The sequence below is a fragment of the Alicyclobacillus acidocaldarius subsp. acidocaldarius Tc-4-1 genome (assembly GCF_000219875.1).
GTDB lineage: Bacteria > Bacillota > Bacilli > Alicyclobacillales > Alicyclobacillaceae > Alicyclobacillus > Alicyclobacillus acidocaldarius_A.
Genome location: NC_017167.1, coordinates 120,593 through 139,772, shown reverse-complemented (window position 1 = coordinate 139,772; position 19,180 = coordinate 120,593). Strand labels below are relative to the sequence as shown.

Here is a 19,180-nt window from a genome sequence, read left to right as displayed (position 1 = left end):
CACGAAGGGGCACAGATTCGTGAATAACAGCTTGCTTTTCGTGACACTATACTGTAATGTGCAGTATAGATTGATAAACAGGGAGTGAGTATCATGGATCAGGTGCAACAGAAGAAGCGAGAACTGATGGAGGCAGCACACAAGCTGAAGGAAGCGGGGCTATTGTTCCGCGGATATCACGCCAATCTGTCAACACGCATTTCAGAGGACACCATGATTCTCACCAGCGGCGGTAGCGTCGAACGTTTGGATGAAAACGGCTTTGCACTTATTCGCTTGGACGGACAGGTGATCGAGGGTGATATCGCACCCGTTATGGCTGAAATCATTCAGATGCACGCTGGTGTATACCGTGAACGTCCGTCCGTAGGTTGCGTGATTCACACGCATGCGCCACATGCGACCTCGTTTGCGGTGGCTCAGCAACCTATCCCTGTTGTGTATGAGCCACTCGTCCGCTTTGGTGTAACAGAGGATATTCCGGTCGTCCCTTGGGCGCCACGCGGTTCGGACGCCTCAGTCAAAGGCATTGTTCAAATCGTGAAAGAGCGACCAGGTGTATGGGCGGTTCTTTTGGCCAATCATGGCGTGCTTGCATTCTCGCGTACGATCACCGAAACCGTTCAACTTTTGGCGACCCTTGATGAAGCAGCAGAAATCGTACTGAATGCCCGTATGCTAGGCGGAGAGAAGCGGTTACCTGACCAAGCGTTTACGCAGATTCAGGAACGGATGCGGGAGTTTGCGGAAGTCAAACGGTGAACGTTGAGAAGGCGCCAATCTGGCGCCTTCCACATTGATAAAGAAGGGGAAAATGGTATCCGTGATGCAGAAGCAAAATCGTCACTTGCCAGCTTTCTTGCTGTTGTTGTTGTTGGACGGTGAAGCGCACGGAGGAACCCTTTGGTCAAAACTGAAGTCGCTTCTCCCAGAACAATGGAATATCGACAGTGGCGCTGTATATCGCACTTTACGTGATCTTGAGGAACGTAGAGCTGTTTCATCACGATGGATGACCGAAGAATCCGGTCCCCCAAAACGCGTATACGCTATCACTCAGAAAGGATTGGAAGAATTGTACGAGTGGCGAAACGATATTTTGCTGCGAAAACAAAGTCTAGAGATTTTTCTCAGCCGATTTGATGAGCATGTGCGTTCGGGGAGATTGCATGAAGATGCGTAATCTCAGAACCTTTATGCCGGGGTTTCGCCGAGGGCAACATTCTTCCCGGCTAGAATATCGGAAGATGTGGTGGATCTTCACCAGCGTTGTTTTAGGGACATTGATGGTCAATATCGATAGCAGCGTGGTCAATGTATTGATCCCTACGCTTGAGCGTGCTTTTCACCGTCCACCATCATTGCTTCAATGGGCGGTCTCCGCATATCTTCTCGTGGTGACTACACTTCTCCCGCTTCTCGGCGCACTGTCCGATCGTGGCAGCCGAAAGAAGTATTACCTTATGGGTGTTGCCCTTTTCACAATCTCCTCCGCGCTGTGTGCCATGGCTACAAATCTCATAGAGCTTATCATCTTTCGGATGATACAAGGGTTGGGCGGGGCGCTCATCATGGCGAACGTGATGTCCATCATTACGTTCACTTTCCCGCCAGAAAGGCGCGGAAAACCACTCGGATATGTCAACAGCATCGTGGCATTAGGCACGATCATCGGTCCTGGTCTGGGGAGTGTCCTTCTTTCCTTGTTTGGATGGCGATCTGTTTTCTGGATTAACATCCCCATTGGGATGATTTCGCTAGCGCTTAGCATTGTCCATCTTCCACCGCTCAGGACTTCAAAGGAGGAACAACCACTCGATCTTGTGGGCGCAATCTGGATTACTGCTGCAGTAGCAGCGATGTTCTTCGAATTCAGTGAGGCAGGGTCCTGGGGATGGACGAGTGCTCCAAGCATTGTGCTTCTCGTCACGGGCGTCGTATGTTTCTTGCTCTTTCTGGTTCACGAGCGACACACACCAGCCCCGCTCATTCAATTGACATACTTTCGTATTCCGTCATTTGGTCTCTCTGTGATTTCAAGTTTTCTTTCATACGTGCTCATGATGATGCCCCAATTCCTGCTTCCCATTTTTCTACGAGATGTGCAAGGTGAATCGGCCACTCGTGTGGGGCTCGTCTTGATGACGCAATCCTTGAGTATGTTGGTATTCTCACCAGTCGCGGGATGGCTAAGTGATCGATATGGCCCGCGTGCTTGGCCTGTGATAGGCATGGTGATGGTGGGCATTTCAGTAGCCGTTTTCTCCTCGTTATCTGCGCATACGCCGCTTGCCTATACAACGATCGATCTGTTTCTCTTCGGCCTTGGGCTCAGCCTGTTCACCGCGCCGAATAACGCACTCGTGTTAGCGGCAGTCCCACCTCAACATAGCGGCGAAGTCGGGAGCTTGCTGGCGCTTGTGCGAAATCTTGGCCGCCTTGTGGGCATAGCGGTCTCGTCGGCAGAACTGACCGTCAGTCACGTGAATGGTAGTGGAATGGCGAATTCCCACAGTCTCGTCACGGCCTTTGATCGAGCATTTTACATAGGAGTTATCCTCGCGGCACTCGCATTTGCAACAAGTATCAGTGTCAGTTTGCATCGTTCGGCGCTAGGAAGCACGTGGAAACAGCGCATGCCTTAATTGAGATCTGAGCATTCAGTGTCATGCCAGCGTTCGAGGTTAAAGTCTCAATTGGTGGTGTAAATTCTGAGGCTTGATCTTGACGAGAAAGCCATCGAGTGCACTCTACTAAAAGGTAAGCGTAAACTGAGACCCACATGGCTTTCATCCCACATTTCGCGCCGAGCGACAGAAACTTAGCTGGAAACTCGAGCGAGGTAGCCATCTGAGCGTCCGACGACTGTGGGGCTGGAAGGGTGTAGGATATCGAAAGCGCGATCTTTTTGAGAAATGTTCAGTTTTGGAAACCCTGTGCACACGGCCCCAAACGTTGATCAAGCCGTCTTTTGCGCTTCCGTGTAGATGCTCAGGTCCATGTTCAGCAGCTTAAGAACCCTCATGATCTGAGGATTATGAGGCGTTGCAGGTACTCGCTGCCACGTGTCGCCGACCTGCATGTGCACGGTCGTCATTCCATCCAGCATCTCGAGGATGGCCAACCCTGTTGGACGAAAACTCTTTCGTTTGCCTGGCAGCATGAGCGGTTCCGTTTCCCGTTTCATCTTCTCTCGGATGAGATATTCCAATACACTATACAAGAGTAGGGATAACAGCATGACGAAACCGAACGCTTTCACCCGTGTCGGCTTATGCAGGTAGATGGGACCCACGTGATACGGGCTTTTCAGATATCGAAAACGCGCCTCCACCTCGTGTTGTTCCTTATACAGGCGGAGGATCTGTTCATCTGACACACGCTGATCATCGCGGATGTCGGTGATGAGCACAAACGTCGCTTCCTTCTCTCGCCACTGCTGAACCCGCTCCTCAGAAGGCGGTAAGATCTCCACTTCCACACGGTACTGTGTATGCACCGGCGGTGGCGGGTCATCTTTGCGCGGGCGACCGCGGCGCGCGCGTTTTTCCTGCACCTGCTCGGCACATATGCGGGCGGAGATGGGATGCAAAGTGGCACGGTGTTCGTGCATGAAGGTCTGCATGGCCATCTGTGCATCTTGTTCACAACTGTAGACGTTTTGGTTCATCGCCTTGGCCGCTTTCTCCAGCGCAGCCTTCTCACGCTTGAGCACCTCTTCGAGCTTGCGCTCCTTCCGGGTATCCAGGCTGGAGGAGCGCACCACCACGAATCGATACGTTCGCCCGTACAGCGTGCGACGGAAGGCCTGGATCCTGTAATGGGCGCTGTCTTCCGCCTCAGCGAGCCGACCGACTTCTTTCCAGCTGTTTTCTTTCTCCCATGCCGCTCTCTTCAGGTCCTCGGACAGCTTATACGTCCCCGGCAGTCGTGAGATGAAATGGATGTCTTCCTCCGCCAAAAGCTCAAGGTTGTCCTTCGTCACCAACGCCGCGTCCGCGACGTAGACGCTTCTCTTTCGCGTCTCCTCATCGAGCTGGCTCAGGAGTTGCTGGATGTTCTCGAAATTCCATGTGTGATCGTCCAAGTTCCCAGGGTTGACGTTCGCGCATAGCCCCAGACCATGGACGGTGCAAAGTCCAAACACAATTTGCTTGAGATCAGGCCGGTGGTCCTTGGAGAATCCCCGGTCAATGCGAAACGCTGTTTGGTCCAGGTACTCGCCTGTCACAGAGAGCGACGTGGTATCCGCATGGATGGGGATGAGTTCGTTGGAATCGCTGAGCACCCGGAGTCTGCGTAGCGTGTGTAGGGCGATACGCGCGTATAATGCCTCGAGACCTGCGTCGTACAAGGCATCCAGAGCCCGGGCCAAAGCGTCATCATGGAGATCGTCTGCGGAGACGCCGTTTCCAAGCAGGACTTCCACATCCCGTTGCGCGTAGAACTCCTCCACTCGGTAGAGGGCTTCGCGGTTCGTGCCGATATGAACTAGCAACGCCTTGGTACGCAACCCGATGGACAGTTTGCTATCCGGACGTGGCACGAACTCGTCGATGATCTCTACCCACTTCAATTCGTCGATCAGTCTGGCTAAAACGGGCGCAGGCCCCATGACATACGAGCGAACTGGACCGAACAACTGGAAAGCCTCCCGCACGAAGATACGACGGGCTATCCAATTCCACGTGTGGAATCAAAATTCCTGTCGAAAATGAACACAAGCCCAAAAAACGGGCGCGAAATGTGGGTCGAGCGGAATCTCGGATCGGCAAAAACGGCAGATCTTCGTGTTCGGAGCCTTCACAGGTTCCGGCTTCTTCAGCCGGCTGAGTTGCCGAATGGCGATAAAGATGACCAGCGAGACAATCAGGAAATTGACGACCGTGTTGAGGAACAACCCGTACTGGATGATAGGGGCGCCGGCAGCTTTTGCAGCGGCGAGAGAGGGATAATGCTTCTTGGACAGATTGATGTACAGATTGCTGAAATCGACTTTGCCGAGTGAAAGCCCGATGGGCGGCATGATGACGTCATTGACGAGCGTGGTGACCATCTGTCCAAACGCCCCGCCCATGATGACAGCGACGGCCAGATCTATCACGTTCCCACGCCGGATAAACGCTCGAAAGTCCTTGAAAAACTCCCGAAGCACAACCGCACCTCCTGAACATCCTCGTTCGAAGCGCGGCGAGGCCGCCCTCGTCCAAGCGCCGCGCTACAGCGCTCGCCTGCCCTCCAGGGCCTTCGCGAGCGTGACCTCATCCGCGTACTCGAGATCGCCGCCCACCGGCAAACCGTGCGCGATGCGCGTCAGCTTGATCTGGAACGGCTTCAGCAGGCGCGAGATATACATGGCCGTCGCCTCGCCTTCGACGTTTGGGTTCGTGGCGAGGATGACTTCCTCAATCTCGTTCTCGCCCACTCGGGTGACCAGTTCCCGAATCCGAATGTCCTGCGGGCCCACGCCCTCCATCGGCGAGATGGCGCCGTGCAGCACGTGGTACAGCCCATGATACTCGCGCGTGCGCTCCATGGCGATCACGTCTCGCGGTTCCTGCACGACGCAGATGACGCGCCGGTCTCGGCGCGGGTCTCGGCAGATGGCGCACGGAGACGCTTCCGTGATGTTACAGCAGACGGCACACTCGGTGAGCGCCGTCTTGAGATCGATCAGCGCCTTGGCAAAGGCTTTGACGTCGGCCTCGCTCATTTCCAGAACGTGAAATGCCAGGCGCGCGGCCGTCTTCGGCCCCACGCCGGGAAGCTTCATGAAATGTTCGATGGCCCGCGCCACCGGCTCCGGGTACCCGTACATCGTCAGAACATCCCCGGCAAGTTGAGGCCGCGCGTGTACTTGCCCATGACTTCTTCGGCGAGATCGTTCGCCTTCTGAGAAGCGTCCTGAATAGCCACAAGGATCAAATCCTGGAGCATGTCCACGTCCTCCGGCGACACGACGCTCTTGTCGATCTCGACCGCCACCACGTCCTTGTGGCCATTCATCCGGACCTTGACAGCGCCGCCGCCCGCCGTCCCCTCGACCACTTTTTCCGCGAGCGACGCCTGGGCCTTCAGGATTTCTTCCTGCATCTTTTTCGCCTGGCGCATCAACTGGTTCATGTTTTTCATCGGTCGTCTCCCTCGTCTTCCACCGTCACTTTGTCAGCTCCAAACAGGTCGATGGCCAACTGCACCACATCCACCGGCGGCGCCTCTCCCGCTTCGCGCGATCCGGCTTGCTCGGCGAGGGCCGGAGCCAGCGACGCCGCAAACTCCTCCCAGTCGGCCTGCAGGATGGCAAAGAGTTGCACAGGTTGTCCGAGCACCTCTGCGAGCGCGGCTTCGACGGCGGCGCGATCCGCCGGTTTCATGACGGCCTCTCGGTGGATGCGGCTCTTGAACGAAAGCACCACGGCGCGCGGCGTGGCGAGCGCCACCTCCCCGTGCAAAAGCCAAGCGTGCGTCTGCACGCGTTTCGCCTTCACGGACACGAGCACGTCCTGCCACATCTCCCGCAGTCGCGCCTCGAGCGCCTCATCCCTCTCACGATACAGCCGCGCCAGCGTCTCGCGCTTGCGGTGCGCGGCCGCGCGGGCGGGCGCGGGGCGACTGCCCATCTGGGACGCGTCCGGCGTGCTCTGCGCCCCTTCAGGCGCCGGAGGCGCCGGAGCAGATGCCTGAACGGGCACATCGGGGGCTTGAGCCGGCTGCTCAGGTGGGCGTCCCTCCGGCCGGACGGCGACACCCATGCGCGCCGGATCGACGGATTCGAGCGCATTCACGCTGTCTTTGGATTGCACCTCGGCCGCGAGCCCCATCAGCACCGCTTCAAGCGCCAGGCGAGGCTCTTCCACATACCGAAGTTGCGTGTACAGTTCCCCCAGCCTGCGCATGGCGGCAAGCAGCCAGTCCACCGTGACGTCGTCGCGGGACGCCACCGGCAGATAGGGGGCCACCGGCTTGCCGGCGAGCGCGTCCGGGCTTTGCGACAGCTTGACGATAAACAAATCCCGCACCACTTGCAACAAGTCGTGCACGATGCGGCTCGCGTCCTTGCCCGACGCGTACCAGCGCCCGAGCCTGTCCAGGGCCGAGAGAAACGAGCGCTCGGCGAGATCGCCCACGAGCGCCACGAGCGAGCTCATGTCGACGCTGCCCACGACATCGGCAACGGTGGTGTCGTCGATCCGGCCGTTCCCAAACGCCGCCGCCTGTTCAAACAGTGCGAGCGCGTCGCGCAATCCCCCGTCGGCCGCTTCGGCAAGCCGCCACAGCGCGGAATCGGCCGCTTCAATCCCCTGGCTCTGCGCCACGAGGCGCAGGCGCTCCACAATGGCTTCCGGCGCGATGCGGCGGAAATCGAATCGCTGGCACCTCGAGATGATGGTCGCAGGAAGGCGGTGGGGCTCGGTGGTGGCGAGCACAAACAAGACGTGCGCCGGCGGCTCTTCCAGCGTCTTGAGGAGCGCGTTGAACGCCTCCGGCGTCAGCATGTGGACCTCGTCCACGATGTAGACCTTCTTCTTCGCCATCGTGGGGAGGTAATGGACGTGATCGCGCAAGTCCCGAATTTCATCCACGCCGCGGTTGGACGCGGCGTCAATTTCCTGCACGTCCACGTTGGATCCGCGCTGGATGCTCGTGCAGACCTCGCAGGCGTTACAAGGCTCGAAGCCGTCCTTGGGCTTCAGACAGTTGACCGCCTTGGCCAAGAGCTTCGCGGTGCTCGTCTTTCCCGTACCGCGTGGCCCGCAAAACAGGTAGGCATGTGCCAGTTGGCCGCTTTTCAGCGCGTTGGTCAAGGTCTGGCGCACGTGAGGCTGCCCGACCAAGTCCTCGAACGTCTGCGGGCGATACGCGCGGTAGAGTGCCTGGTACGCCATGCTCGGCCTCCTTCCACCGATACTCTACCATAGGCGGAGGCCCGTTTCACGGGACGCTGTCGCATGAGCCGGGAAGGGGACTCTGGCCGAAGCCCGGACAGGAAATCCGCGCGATCCACCGAATACACCAACTATTCATACGATATGCTGTGCTGGGACGCTTGCTGGGAGGCGATGTTGTGGCGCCTGTTTTCGTCCTGCTCGCGCCCATCGTCGGCGCGCTTTGTTCGAACCTGGTTCCCGGGACAGCCGTGCCGCTTGGGTTCTGGCGCGGGCTCGTCGTGCAGTGCGCCCTCATCGCCGCGCCGCTCGCCGCCACCTGGTGGGGCCCGGTGCGCTGGCGAAACCTCCTGTTCCAGCGCGCCGGCGCACGCGCCTCCCTTGGGCTCTGCATCGCCTACAGCGCGGTGTACCTGCTTCTTCTGTTCGCAGCCCAGCGGGCGGGCCTCCACGTCTCGCATTTCGATTTGGCCCGCCGCACCCTCGGCCTCCCTGTCGTCCTTGCGCTCTACGTACCGCTGTGGGGGTTCCTCGAGGCCCTGTGGATGGCTTACGTGTACGCCTATCTCGACCTCGGCGCGCTTCGCCGCCCCCATCCGTCTTGGCTGGGGCTTGCGCTTGGCGGCGCGTGGTTCGGTGCGCTTCACGCGGCCGTCCAGGTGGTGGCCTACCACGTGCCCTGGGGTCGCGCCTGGCCGAATGTCGCGATTGGCATCCTGTTCTGCATCACGCAATCCATCACGAAGTGGTCGCGCAACGCATGGGGCGCCGCGCTATTTTGGACTGTGAGCAACTTCTGACTCAGGAGGATTGGCGCTGCTGGATGACCCGAACGGACGACGATCTCGTCTTAGGCAGCGACACTGTGAACGTCGTGCCGAACCCTTTCGAGCTCACGCGGATTTGGCCGCCGTGATCGGCCACAATGCGTTGACAAATGGCGAGCCCGAGGCCGGTGCCCTTCTCCTTCGTGGTGTAGAACACATCGAAAATGCGGTCGAAGAGGTAGTACGGAATCCCCGGACCGGTGTCGGAAAACTCAAGCTCGACGCGCCCTTCTTCCGCGCGAGCGCGAATGGTCAGCCGCCCGCCCGCCTCCATCGCCTCCATGGCGTTCCGCGCGAGGTGCACGAAGAGCTGTTCCATCATGCCGCGGTCCGCCTGCAGTTCAAGATCCGCTGGAACGTCGTACACCGTCTCCACGCCGCGCTTACGGGCCTCCTCGTCTAGCCAGGGGCGCAAGCCGGCCAGCAATTCGGCGACGGAGACGTCCGTCCACGCCATGTCCTGCGGCTTTGACAGCAGCAGCAGCTCCGTCACGAGTGCGTTCACCCGCTCAATTTCCTGCATCATCACGCGGATGTACGCAATCTCGTCGAGCATGTCCGCGCGCTCGAGGCGCTGCTCCAGCAGTTGCAGGAATCCCTTAATGGTCGTGAGTGGATTGCGAATCTCGTGCGCCACGCCGGCCGCCAGCCGCCCGATGGTCGCAATCCGCTCCACCCGCTCCGTGTGCTCGTTGAGCAGCGCGAAGTTGCCCATATCCCGCAACACAATGTACACGCCCGCCTCGTCCGTCTCCGCGTGGCGGGCGACGAACGAATCCAAAAGTACGTGGCGTACCGCGCCGCCCACTTCCCATTTGACGACTGCATCGCGATACTCGCAGTCCTCCGCGACGATGCGGCACAACAACTGATACTCCTCTGAGTCGGTGGACAGGACCTCGCCAAGAGGCGCCAAGCATCGATCTTCTGTCCAGCCGAACAAGTCCTTGGCGAGCCGGTTCTCCAGCCGGATCCGCAGGTCTTTTGAGAGAAACACCACACCCGCGTGGATGAGGTTCACTTGCCCAGCGTGCGATTCGCGAACCGCGCTCGACTTGCGTGCGCCGCGCACTAGCATCACCCACTCTGTGTCGCAGTCGTTGTCTTGGGTGTATTCGTAGCGCCAAGAGCAAATCCTGCACCCTCGACGAAAGATCCTGAGATTCGACGACCTTCGACACGGGCGGATGGCAGGCCCGCGGAGGACATAGCAAAACGCGACCTTGAACCAAACCCCGATCAGGCACCCCCGCGTCGCCCGAAAGGTCTCCCTTAGTGCTGCTTCCGTCAGGACCTGACACGGTTCGGGAGTTTTCGCCGCGCGGGACCCAATCAGGATTTGGTCCAAAGCCGCGTTTTTACCCATTTTGGCACAATCGGTGTCCGGCTCGCCGGACACCGACACGTCGTGGCGGAGAGAGTGGGATTCGAACCCACGAGGCCCTTGCGGACCTACCCGCTTTCGAGGCGGGCTCTTTCGACCACTCAGACATCTCTCCGCGATGGTCTCAAGACACTTCTCCCTCGCGCCGCTTCGGCCGACGCTTCCGGAAGAAGTCCGTTAACAGTTTAGCACAATCGTCCGCCAGAATGCCAGAGGTAATTTGCGGCGTGTGGTTCCAGAGCCCTGGCTCCAGAAGCCGGACCTTGGAGGCCACAGCCCCTCCCTTCGCATCCGTCGCGCCGTACACGAGGCGCTGCAACCGAGAGAGGACGATGGCTCCGGCACACATCGGACAAGGCTCAAGTGTGACATATAAAACGCAATTTGTCAAGCGCCAGCCGCCCAAACGGCGGTTCGCCTCCTCGATGGCCAGCATCTCCGCGTGTGCCGTCCCATCCCGCCACGTCTCTCGGCGATTGAAGCCCTCGCCGACGATGCGCCCGTTCTCCACCACCACGGCGCCCACGGGTACTTCGCCCCAGCGAGCCGCCTCTTTCGCCAGTTCCAGTGCCCGGCGCATGAACCGCTCGTCGGCCGCCTGGTCGTTCATGGGTGTGATCCGCCCTCCCTTTCCATCGGCGCGGAATCGCCACCCGCAGCGTCGGACTCGGCGCTCGCATGGCGCGGGTGGCTCGACACCCAGAGCGCTGCCTGGGCCAGTTCGCGGAGAATGTCAGACCGAAGCTGAGGCCGCAGATACTCCACCTGGACGTAGAGCTGCCCCTCATCCGTCGTGGCGTAGCGCGGAGGCAAGTGATTCAGCGCCATCGCGAGAACGTCATCGAGGCATTGATGGCAATGGCACGGGAGCAGTTTCTGAAGCTCCGGATCCTTCAAGATCTGCCTCGCCAGTACCTCGGTCATATTGACGATGGGCATCCGCATCTCCTCCTCGCGCAACGCCTTCTCGCCCCAGTATATCAAAACCGCGACGAGGCCGCGCCGAACTCCTGGGCACCTACCCCGCCCCGCCCGCATAAGGTATGGCGATTTCGTGATCTACGCCAAGTGGCGTCATGCGAGGAGGAACTGCCCATGTGCGGAATTGCTGGCTGGGTCGATTGGACGCGCGATCTGCGGCCGGACATCGACATCGTGAAACAAATGGGACAGGCGCTCGCGTCGCGCGGTCCCGACGCTAGCGGCTGGTTTGCGGCGGCGCACGCGCTCTTCGCCCATCGCCGGCTGATTGTGGTCGATCCGGACGGCGGCAAGCAGCCGATGACCCGCACGGTGAACGGACGCAGCTACACCATCGTGTACAACGGCGAGCTGTACAACACAGAAGACCTGAGGCGCGATCTCGCCGCGCGCGGCTACGGCTTCGATGGCTATTCGGACACCGAGGTGCTGCTCGTCTCGTACATCGCTTGGGGCGAGGCGTGCGTGGAACGGCTGAACGGCATTTTTGCGTTTGCCATCTGGGATCAGGCCGAGGAGAAGCTCGTGCTCGGGCGAGATCGGTTGGGCGTAAAACCCCTGTTTTTCACGCGCATCGGGGATGGATTGGCATTTGGATCCGAGATCAAGGCGCTCCTCGCGCACCCGAGCGTGGAGCCCGCCATTGACGAGATGGGGCTTGCCGAGATCTTCGCCATCGGCCCCGCGCGCACTCCCGGGTTCGGCGTGTTCAAGGGCATCGAGGAATTGAAACCGGGGCATCTCCTCATCGCGCGGCCCGAGGGGATCTCCGTCCGGCGCTACTGGAAGCTCGAGAGCCGCGAACACACGGATTCGCTGGAGAAGACCGTGGAGACGGTGCGCCACCTCTTCATCGACACCGTCGAGCGCCAGTTGGTCTCCGACGTGCCGCTCGGGACGTTTCTGTCGGGCGGCCTCGACTCGAGCGCGGTCTCGGCCGTTGCGGCGCGCTACTATCAGCGGATGGGGCGCGATCCCCTGCACACGTACGCCATCGAGTTCGTCGACATGGAGAAGTACTTCCAGGCCAACGCGTTCCAGAAGAGCCTCGACGGCCCGTGGGCCAAGATGATTGCCGAGCACATTGGCAGCATCCACCACCCCATCGCCTTTGACACGCCGGATTTGGAGCGCCACCTCGCCGATCCGCTGTTCGCGCGCGATCTCCCCGGCATGGCCGACATCGACACGTCGCTTTACCTCTTCTGCAAGCGCGTGAAGGAAGACGTCACCGTGTCCCTGTCCGGCGAGGCGGCGGATGAAGTGTTCGGCGGTTATCCGTGGTTTCACCGAGAGGACGCGCTCGCCGCGGACACGTTTCCATGGTCGCTCAGGCTGTACGAGCGCATGGCCATCATGTCGGATGAACTCAAGCACCGCATCCGCCCCGAGTCGTACGTCAGGGAACGCTACCACGAGGCGCTCGACGAGGTGCCGCGCCTGCCTGGAGAGACGGGCCGCGCCGCGCGCGTGCGTGAGATTGGCTATTTGTCCATCACGCGCTTCATGCCCACGCTGCTCGACCGCAAGGACCGCATGAGCATGGCGTCCGGCCTCGAGGTGCGCGTGCCGTTCTGCGATCACCGGCTAGTGGAATACGTGTTCAACATTCCGTGGGAGCTGAAGACGGCGGGCGGCGAGGTGAAGGGCATCCTGCGGCTGGCCATGGAGGACTTCCTGCCGCGCGAAGCCCTGTACCGCAAGAAGAGCCCGTACCCCTCCACGCCCCACCCGGCGTATCTGGCCCTTGTGCGCCAGCGGGCCCTCGATATGCTGGACGATCCGTCCTCGCCCATCCTGCCGTTTGTCGATTCGAACGCCATTCGCGCCTTGGCGGAGATGAGCAAGCATCCCATGGAGCACCGGCCGTGGTTCGGCCAGATCATGGGCACGGCTCAGATGTTCCACTACCTGTGGGAAGTGAACGAGTGGATGAAGGCGTACCGCGTGCGGGTCATGTGAGACAGCTGCGCCCAACCTAAAGCCGGGCCGAGGCTCCGACGGACGACTTGAACGCGCGCCGCGCATAGGGCCTCCGCCTTTCGCACACGCTAGCGGGAGACCGAAGGAGGCTGGTCACCGTGGTACCTGACTGGCTGTGGGGACTCGCGTTTGTCGTGGGCATCGCTGCGGCGTGGGCCGTGGTGGACATCCGCGTGCGGCGGCACGACGCGAAGACGGGCCGAGGGCGTTAGCTCGGCCCGCTCGCGCAAGGGACCAAGAGGGCGCGTCCCGTCAAGCGCTCGGCGAGAAGGTGTACACGTAGGACGGCGTGGAGGAGATGTGCAGCGTCTGGCCGGTCGCTGACACGTAGGCCATGACGCCCGCCGCGTTGGACGACCACGCGTAAATGCCATTTGCCGCGCACAGGGTGGTGGGATTCTCGTTCTCCCCGTGCGCCACCGTGACAGCGCGATGGTGGGCGAGATCGTCGAGCTCAAGCGTGAACGGGATTTTCATCGGGACGCGCAAGACGTCCTGCGCGCGTTCTCCGATCACGGCGACGGTCGAGCCATCGACGACGGCGAAGTCCGTCGCGACCTCCTCTCGCCCCTGCGCCGCGCTTATCAGGACGACGCGATCCGCTCCCGTTTCGAGATTTCGGTCGTGGAGCTCGGTTTCGACGGTCTCGGACTTGACCGAACTCTGCACGGTCAATGAAACCGGTCCGGCCGCCGCTCGAACCGTTTGCGTCACCGAATGCGGCTGGGTCGCACGGGTGTCCCCGAATTGCCCACGACGCTCTCCGCGGCGAGATGGAATCGCCGCGGTTTTTCGTGAACAGAAAAGTGGCGCCGAAGGCCTTCATAGGCCTCAGCGCCGCTCTCCAGGAGAATCAAGCGGGTGCACGGGTTCGTCGTGTTGGCGCATCACGTGATCCCAATACAGCAGTCCTCCGCCGACGAGCATGAGCATGACCGAAAGGATGATCATCCACATGATGCTTTCGGAATCAAGACCTTGAAACCATGACGCAAATTCAGGGCCCACGGCGCTCCACCCCGCTTTCCGCGGCTAGTGTGCGCCGAACGCCTTACGGTTATACGGCGCCGCGCCCCCAGGCGAGATGGAGCTTGTACATGTATTCGCACAAAAACTCGACGGCTTCCAGGTGCCGGCGCGCATCGTCCGGCGTGTCCCCCCACGCGTACACGCCGTGCGCGCGCACCAAGACGGCGGGAACGTCGGCCTGCGCTGCCTCGGCCACCGCTGAGCCGAGCCGATGAAGGTCCGCCCAGTTGGGCACAATCGGGATGCGGACGGCGGCACCTTCCTCCCAGTGGCCGAGCGCCTTCACAAGCTCGTGGCCGCGGATTTCGATGAAACCGTGCTCCGCATACAGCTCGCTCACCAGGTTGTTGTAGACCGTGTGAACGTGGAGAATGCTGCCACACTGGAACTTCTGGTACAGCGCCACGTGCACCGTGGTCTCCGCGGAAGGCTTGTACGGCGTATCGCCTTGCGCGCGCATGTCCGCGTCAAGTAGCAGCACGTCCTCGGGCCGGAGGCGGGACTTGTCCGCGCCGCTTCGCGTGATGGCAAACGTGAGCGGCTGATCCGACACCCGCACCGAGAGATTGCCGCTCGTCGCGGGCAACCAGCCACGGCTCGCCGCGAACTGGGCAAGCTCCATCACGCTCGTCTGCGCCTCATGAAAGGTGGGCATACAGTTCGCTCCCCTTATCCAGAATCGCCGCTGTGATGTCGTCAAACGTCTCAAACGGAAGGTGGGGCAGGCCCAACTCCCGCGCCAGGCGCAGGAGATCACTTCTCGCAAAGACGAAATCGGCCATCTTCGCCGCCTTGACATCCGTGACCCCGTCGCCGATGGCGATGACGTGATCGCTCGGCTGCACCATCTCCCGGATGACGCGCGGCTTACAGAGGCCGCAGCCGCCGTCGCACGCCTCGTCGCAGGGCTTTGACCACATCACGCGCAGGTGAGAGCCGCTTGCGTCGATGCGGTTGCAATAGATATCCACAGACGCTGTGGATAAGTTGTGGATAACCGGCTCTACGAAAAAGTCGAATCCGCCGCTGACTATCGCGACTTTCCACCCGAGTTGTTCACAGGTGTGGATGAATTGTGGAAAACCCCGGCGCACGGCGGTCGCCGCCTGGGCGTACGCCACCACGGCGCCATACTGGTTCGACGGGATCAGGGCGAACATCGCCTCGACGCCGTCTTTGACGGATCGCTCGCCGGCGCGCACGGCCTGGATGATGGGCTCGCTTGCCTCGGGCGCAAAGTGGCGCATGATGCTCACAATCATGTCCCGCTCGGAGATGGTGCCGTCAAAGTCGCAGATCACGCGCACCGTCACGAGGGCATCCCCCACTTCTCCAGCGCCTGGCGCAGGGCCGGGCGATCCTTCGCGGCTTCCTCAAGCGGCACGCCGTGCTCGACGGCCCAGATGGCGTCGAAGAACGCGCGACCGCCCATGCGCGCGCCGCCCGGGTGGCCGTGAATGCCGCCGCCGGCGTTCAGGACGAGATCGACGCCGAAGTCCTGATACAGCCGCGGCACGAGGCCGGGGTAGATGCCGGCGGACGGCGCGGGAAGGACGGGTTTGTGCACCCCTTCCGCCCGCAGGTGCTGAAGCAGCCGGTCCGTGGCCTCGCGGCCGAGCGTCACGCTGCCGTACATGGACGGGAAGATGCCGATATCCGCGCCCGCGAGCCGCATGAGCTGCCCGAGCACGATGTCCGCCGCGATGCCGTAGTTGGGCGATCCGTACAGCGCCCCCGACACGGCCGGGTGCGCGAGGATGGGCACGTGGACCTCGGGGTCTCGGGCGAGATCCGCCACCACGTCGTAGCCGTACGCCACCACGTTGACGAGCAGCGCGCCAGCGCCGAGGTCCGCGAGCCGGCGGGCCCTCTCACGCAGGCTGTGCACCGGCCCGGTCAGGTTGACGGCGTAGGCGGTCCTTCGCCCCGTCCGCTGGGCGATCTCGTCCGCCTTCGCCGCGTAGGCGCGGACGCGATCCTCTGGCGTGGCGTACGCCTCCGTGAAGAAGATCTCGTCGTCCTTGACGAGATCGACGCCACCCTCGGCCTGTTCGCCGAACGCCTCCACGAGTTCGTCCAGCGTGAGCCCCGCGCACGCCTTGAAGATGCTCATGACGAGCGGGCGATGGTACGCGCCGAGGCGCTGCCTGACGCCCTCGACGCCAAACTTCGGCCCGGGGAACTGGCGCACGAGCGAGTCCGGCATCTGGAGCCGTTCGAGCCGAATCTCGCCGTCCATCGACAGCTTGCCAAACACCGTCACGAGCAGCGACGCAAAGGTGCCATTCAGATTTGCCACCGGATACGCGATGTCGATCTCGGCGACGACGTCTCCCTCCGGCCGCTCCTCGAGCACGCGAATGCCCTCCACGCGGCCGCAGTGCTTCTCCACTTCCGACTTGCGCGCGGCGGGGAGGTCCGTCCAGGTCCCGATGGTCAGGCCGACGGCAATGCCCTCGGCTCTTGCCTCGAGCTTGTCCTTGCGATCCCGCAGGCGATAGGTGGCGACCACCGCATCGCGAGGGGAAGGATCATGGTTCACCATCTCAAAGGCCACCTCGTTTCGTGTCAGCGTGGAACTCGGGCCGAGTCATCCACATCCCTGTGGGTAGTCCATCCGCCATTATACACAAGCGGGATCGCACGCCACACGCGGTTTTCCACAGTAGCCTGTGGATATTGGGGATGAAATTGTGGATAAACATGTGGACAGCAGGCCAACGGCGGCGAGAGGTAGGGTGCGGCAGCGATCTGTCACAACGTGCGCGGCGGGATCGTCTCATGATCAGCAGGCGTATGCGGGCGCCGGCGTCTACTTCACGTACCGCGCGAAGGATGTGGCGTTTGGCCTCAACAAAGGGGAACAGATTTTCGACGTGCGATCCTACGCGCAGGCGCTGCGCACGCTCACGTACCATGAAATCGCCGGCGTCCTCGGCACGCCCGGCAGCGTCCGGTATACGCAGGACTCCTACATCTACCTCTATCCAGCAGGGCCTGACTACCAGCTTTTATGGGTGTTCTCGAGGCTACCGAATGGCAGCCGCGGGCCCACGGTCGATCACGTCTCGGTCTTTTGGCCCCAGGGCACGGTGGACCTAATGGCGGCGACCCAGCCGGCTCCGGGCGTCGTGATCGACCGCCCGCCGAGTGAGCGCGAACACACCGTGAGTTTTCATATTGCGAATGCGCCGAAGGGGTACCGGTTGGAAGAAATCGAGTGGATCCCGAAGCAGGGCGACGCCGTGTTTGACACGTGGACGCAGGCCGTCGCTCGCGCCGAAGCGCACGCCACGGCACCCGGGTTTCTCGCCTATCCGAATCAGGCGTCCATGACCTTCGTGTATGCGCCGTGGATGAAGGGTCAGGTGGGCCAAATCCGGGTCATCTACCAAGCCACGTCAGGCGCCGCGATGTTGGGCACAAGCGCCTGGCTCAGCCTGAGCTGAGATGAGGCCCCTGCTGCCGAGTCGCCTGCCTGTGGACAAATGCCGGGCGGAATTCTACGATATACGCAAGCGGCGGATGTCCGCGGACATGGAGAAGCATACAAGGAGGTCGGCGTGGTGGCATACGTACGGATTCGCAACACGGGCGAAGAGATCCACGGCGAGGACCAGGTGCGCGAATTTCTGAACCGCAATGAGGTCTATTACGATCACTGGGATGTGGATCGGAGGCTCCCGGACGCGCTCAAGGGCAAGTTCGATCTCTCGGATGCGGAGAAGGATGAGATTCTTCAGGCGCTGCAGGAGGAAATCCAGGACCTCTCCCGCAAGCGCGGCTACGTGAAGTGGGACGTCATTTCGCTGTCGGAGTCGACGCCGAATCTGGATGAACTCCTAAAGAAGTTTGAACAGGTGCACACGCACACCGAGGACGAGGTCCGCGCCATTGTGTCGGGGAGCGGTATTTTCATCATCAAGGGCAAGGACGGGGGCTATTTCGACGTGGTGCTTAGCGCCGGTGACGTCATCTCGGTGCCGGAGGGCAACCCGCACTTCTTCACGCTCACAGACGAGCGCAAAGTGGTGGCTGTCCGCCTGTTCATCGATCCGGCGGGATGGGTCGCGCACCCGTACGAAGATCCCGCATTTCAACAGGCGTGATCGCGCGCATGCACGGGCGGCCGGCATCGCCGCCTTCTTTCATGTCCACGCAGCCGTGACGGACCTCGGTCCGCAAGCCGATCGTCCGCGCGGCGGGCGGCGGCCCGGCCAAGCCGCCGCCCCGACGGCTTGCCGCTCAGCAGGACGCCGTCGCAACCGGCGCAGCCGGGACAAACAGGAAGAACAGCACGAAGATGATCAGGAACACGACCGCCCAACGGGTGTACCCACCAAACACACCGTACATGAACATCCTCCTCCTTCTCGCGAGCGTTCGCTATACGGTATGTGGCGCATCGCCCGTCAGCCTAGACGTTCGCCCGGTTTTGGCAAGATGGGCGCGCGTCACGCCCGGCTTCACCCCGGCTCGATGCCGCGCCAGAGCAGATCCACGATGTCTGCCGCAATCTCGTCGATGGCGGCTTGTCCCCCGCCGCGGCGCCGCAATTCCGCCTGTCCCATGCCGAGCAGCGCAAGGTACGATCTCGCCACGAACACGGCGTCCACCGGCCGCAAGCGCCCCTCTGCCATCTCCGCGTGCAATGCTTGGGCGATGACTTCCACCAGTTGCTCTTCCGCCCGGTGCATCTCGTCCAGTTGATCCTGGCGAAGCGCGCGTTGACTGCCTCGAAGGATGTGGTTCATGTCGAGCGTCGCTGGAATGGCAAGGCGGGTTCGCGTGAGCTTCTGCAGCCGCTCGCGCAGGGGTCCGTCCTCGCGCAGAATGGCCTGCGTGCGCTCGCGGGAAGCGCGCATGACCTCCATCATCGCGCGCTGAAACAGCTCCGTCTTGGAACCATAGTAGTAATACACGACGGCCTTCGTGACGCCAGCTCGTTCCGCGACGTCGTCCATCGAAACCGCCGCGAATCCCTGATCCATGAAGCACTCAGCAGCCGCGCGGAGAATTTTTTCAGCCGTCGGCTCGTCCATTTCCACCTGCGGCGGGCGCCCAGGTCGCCGGCTCCTCGCGTTCCGCAT

General features: G+C 61.4%; 21 protein-coding genes, 1 tRNA gene and 1 other RNA gene. 7 read left to right on the top strand and 16 right to left on the bottom strand.

The window, feature by feature from the left end:
* Positions 1-93: 93 nt before the first annotated feature.
* From TC41_RS00620 to TC41_RS00615, 3 genes are all read left to right on the top strand, one after another.
* Entirely contained in the window at positions 94-762 is a 669-nt protein-coding gene (locus tag TC41_RS00620) for a class II aldolase/adducin family protein (protein WP_014463032.1), read from the top strand.
* Positions 763-826: 64 nt separating this feature from the next.
* On the top strand, positions 827-1,183 hold the full coding sequence (locus TC41_RS15510; RefSeq protein ID WP_237700065.1) for a PadR family transcriptional regulator: 357 nt from the start codon (positions 827-829) through the stop codon (positions 1,181-1,183).
* 64 nt (positions 1,184-1,247) lie between these two features.
* Positions 1,248-2,645, top strand: coding sequence for an MFS transporter (locus TC41_RS00615; RefSeq protein WP_237699986.1), 1,398 nt, complete (start codon positions 1,248-1,250; stop codon positions 2,643-2,645).
* A 314-nt stretch (positions 2,646-2,959) separates the two neighbouring features.
* Here the strand turns inward: TC41_RS00615 and TC41_RS00610 are convergent, their stop codons facing one another.
* The 5 genes from TC41_RS00610 to dnaX all read right to left on the bottom strand — a co-directional run bounded on the left by TC41_RS00610 (position 2,960) and on the right by dnaX (position 7,886).
* Entirely contained in the window at positions 2,960-4,660 is a 1,701-nt protein-coding gene (locus tag TC41_RS00610) for an IS1634 family transposase (RefSeq protein ID WP_014462923.1), read from the bottom strand.
* 36 nt (positions 4,661-4,696) lie between these two features.
* A complete protein-coding gene (gene mscL, locus TC41_RS00605) occupies positions 4,697-5,155 on the bottom strand; it encodes a large conductance mechanosensitive channel protein MscL (RefSeq protein WP_014463028.1) in 459 nt (152 codons plus the stop codon).
* Between the two features lie 63 nt (positions 5,156-5,218).
* Positions 5,219-5,818 (bottom strand): recombination mediator RecR, encoded by a 600-nt coding sequence (gene recR / locus TC41_RS00600; RefSeq protein ID WP_014463027.1) that lies wholly within the window; start codon positions 5,816-5,818, stop codon positions 5,219-5,221.
* Positions 5,819-5,820: 2 nt separating this feature from the next.
* Positions 5,821-6,132: a YbaB/EbfC family nucleoid-associated protein gene (locus TC41_RS00595; protein WP_014463026.1), complete on the bottom strand. Its 312-nt coding sequence runs from the start codon at positions 6,130-6,132 to the stop codon at positions 5,821-5,823.
* Positions 6,129-7,886, bottom strand: a complete 1,758-nt coding sequence (gene dnaX / locus TC41_RS00590) for a DNA polymerase III subunit gamma/tau (protein WP_014463025.1) — start codon at positions 7,884-7,886, stop codon at positions 6,129-6,131. Before dnaX ends, TC41_RS00595 begins: the two co-directional genes overlap by 4 nt.
* Before the next feature lie 179 nt (positions 7,887-8,065).
* Here dnaX and TC41_RS00585 point away from each other — a divergent pair, with 179 nt between their 5' ends.
* Positions 8,066-8,686, top strand: a complete 621-nt coding sequence (locus TC41_RS00585; RefSeq protein WP_014463024.1) for a hypothetical protein — start codon at positions 8,066-8,068, stop codon at positions 8,684-8,686.
* Position 8,687: 1 nt separating this feature from the next.
* On the opposite strand, the gene TC41_RS00580 is transcribed toward TC41_RS00585, so the two are convergent.
* The 5 genes from TC41_RS00580 to TC41_RS00565 form a co-directional block, all read right to left on the bottom strand.
* On the bottom strand, positions 8,688-9,791 hold the full coding sequence (locus tag TC41_RS00580; protein ID WP_041695588.1) for a two-component system sensor histidine kinase NtrB: 1,104 nt from the start codon (positions 9,789-9,791) through the stop codon (positions 8,688-8,690).
* Between the two features lie 127 nt (positions 9,792-9,918).
* Positions 9,919-10,120: signal recognition particle sRNA large type (gene ffs, locus TC41_RS15505), an RNA gene on the bottom strand.
* 2 nt (positions 10,121-10,122) lie between these two features.
* Positions 10,123-10,212 (bottom strand) — tRNA-Ser (locus TC41_RS00575).
* 9 nt (positions 10,213-10,221) lie between these two features.
* Positions 10,222-10,707: a tRNA adenosine(34) deaminase TadA gene (gene tadA / locus TC41_RS00570; RefSeq protein ID WP_014463022.1), complete on the bottom strand. Its 486-nt coding sequence runs from the start codon at positions 10,705-10,707 to the stop codon at positions 10,222-10,224.
* Positions 10,704-11,036 (bottom strand): late competence development ComFB family protein, encoded by a 333-nt coding sequence (locus TC41_RS00565; protein WP_049784303.1) that lies wholly within the window; start codon positions 11,034-11,036, stop codon positions 10,704-10,706. The genes tadA and TC41_RS00565 overlap by 4 nt, the downstream gene beginning before the upstream one ends.
* Before the next feature lie 156 nt (positions 11,037-11,192).
* Here TC41_RS00565 and asnB point away from each other — a divergent pair, with 156 nt between their 5' ends.
* Positions 11,193-13,040, top strand: coding sequence for an asparagine synthase (glutamine-hydrolyzing) (asnB, locus tag TC41_RS00560; protein WP_041694832.1), 1,848 nt, complete (start codon positions 11,193-11,195; stop codon positions 13,038-13,040).
* A gap of 273 nt (positions 13,041-13,313) precedes the next feature.
* Here asnB and TC41_RS00555 read toward each other — a convergent pair whose 3' ends face one another.
* The 5 genes from TC41_RS00555 to TC41_RS00540 form a co-directional block, all read right to left on the bottom strand.
* Entirely contained in the window at positions 13,314-13,730 is a 417-nt protein-coding gene (locus TC41_RS00555) for a hypothetical protein (RefSeq protein ID WP_014463018.1), read from the bottom strand.
* A 162-nt stretch (positions 13,731-13,892) separates the two neighbouring features.
* A complete protein-coding gene (locus TC41_RS16985) occupies positions 13,893-14,018 on the bottom strand; it encodes a hypothetical protein (RefSeq protein ID WP_014463017.1) in 126 nt (41 codons plus the stop codon).
* A gap of 100 nt (positions 14,019-14,118) precedes the next feature.
* Positions 14,119-14,745 carry a methylthioribulose 1-phosphate dehydratase gene (mtnB, locus tag TC41_RS00550; RefSeq protein WP_014463016.1) on the bottom strand — a complete coding sequence of 209 codons (627 nt, stop codon included), beginning with the start codon at positions 14,743-14,745 and terminating at the stop codon, positions 14,119-14,121.
* On the bottom strand, positions 14,729-15,403 hold the full coding sequence (locus tag TC41_RS00545; RefSeq protein ID WP_014463015.1) for an MtnX-like HAD-IB family phosphatase: 675 nt from the start codon (positions 15,401-15,403) through the stop codon (positions 14,729-14,731). The genes mtnB and TC41_RS00545 overlap by 17 nt, the downstream gene beginning before the upstream one ends.
* The gene (locus TC41_RS00540; protein WP_041694830.1) at positions 15,400-16,635 is read right to left on the bottom strand and encodes a 2,3-diketo-5-methylthiopentyl-1-phosphate enolase; all 1,236 of its coding nucleotides are present in this window, start codon (positions 16,633-16,635) and stop codon (positions 15,400-15,402) included. The genes TC41_RS00545 and TC41_RS00540 overlap by 4 nt, the downstream gene beginning before the upstream one ends.
* Before the next feature lie 193 nt (positions 16,636-16,828).
* Here TC41_RS00540 and TC41_RS15310 point away from each other — a divergent pair, with 193 nt between their 5' ends.
* Both TC41_RS15310 and TC41_RS00530 read left to right on the top strand, forming a co-directional pair.
* Entirely contained in the window at positions 16,829-17,539 is a 711-nt protein-coding gene (locus TC41_RS15310; protein ID WP_014463012.1) for a YjgB family protein, read from the top strand.
* 117 nt (positions 17,540-17,656) lie between these two features.
* The gene (locus TC41_RS00530) at positions 17,657-18,199 is read left to right on the top strand and encodes a 1,2-dihydroxy-3-keto-5-methylthiopentene dioxygenase (protein ID WP_041695585.1); all 543 of its coding nucleotides are present in this window, start codon (positions 17,657-17,659) and stop codon (positions 18,197-18,199) included.
* 357 nt (positions 18,200-18,556) lie between these two features.
* Here the strand turns inward: TC41_RS00530 and TC41_RS00525 are convergent, their stop codons facing one another.
* The gene (locus tag TC41_RS00525) at positions 18,557-19,180 is read right to left on the bottom strand and encodes a TetR/AcrR family transcriptional regulator (protein ID WP_041694829.1); all 624 of its coding nucleotides are present in this window, start codon (positions 19,178-19,180) and stop codon (positions 18,557-18,559) included.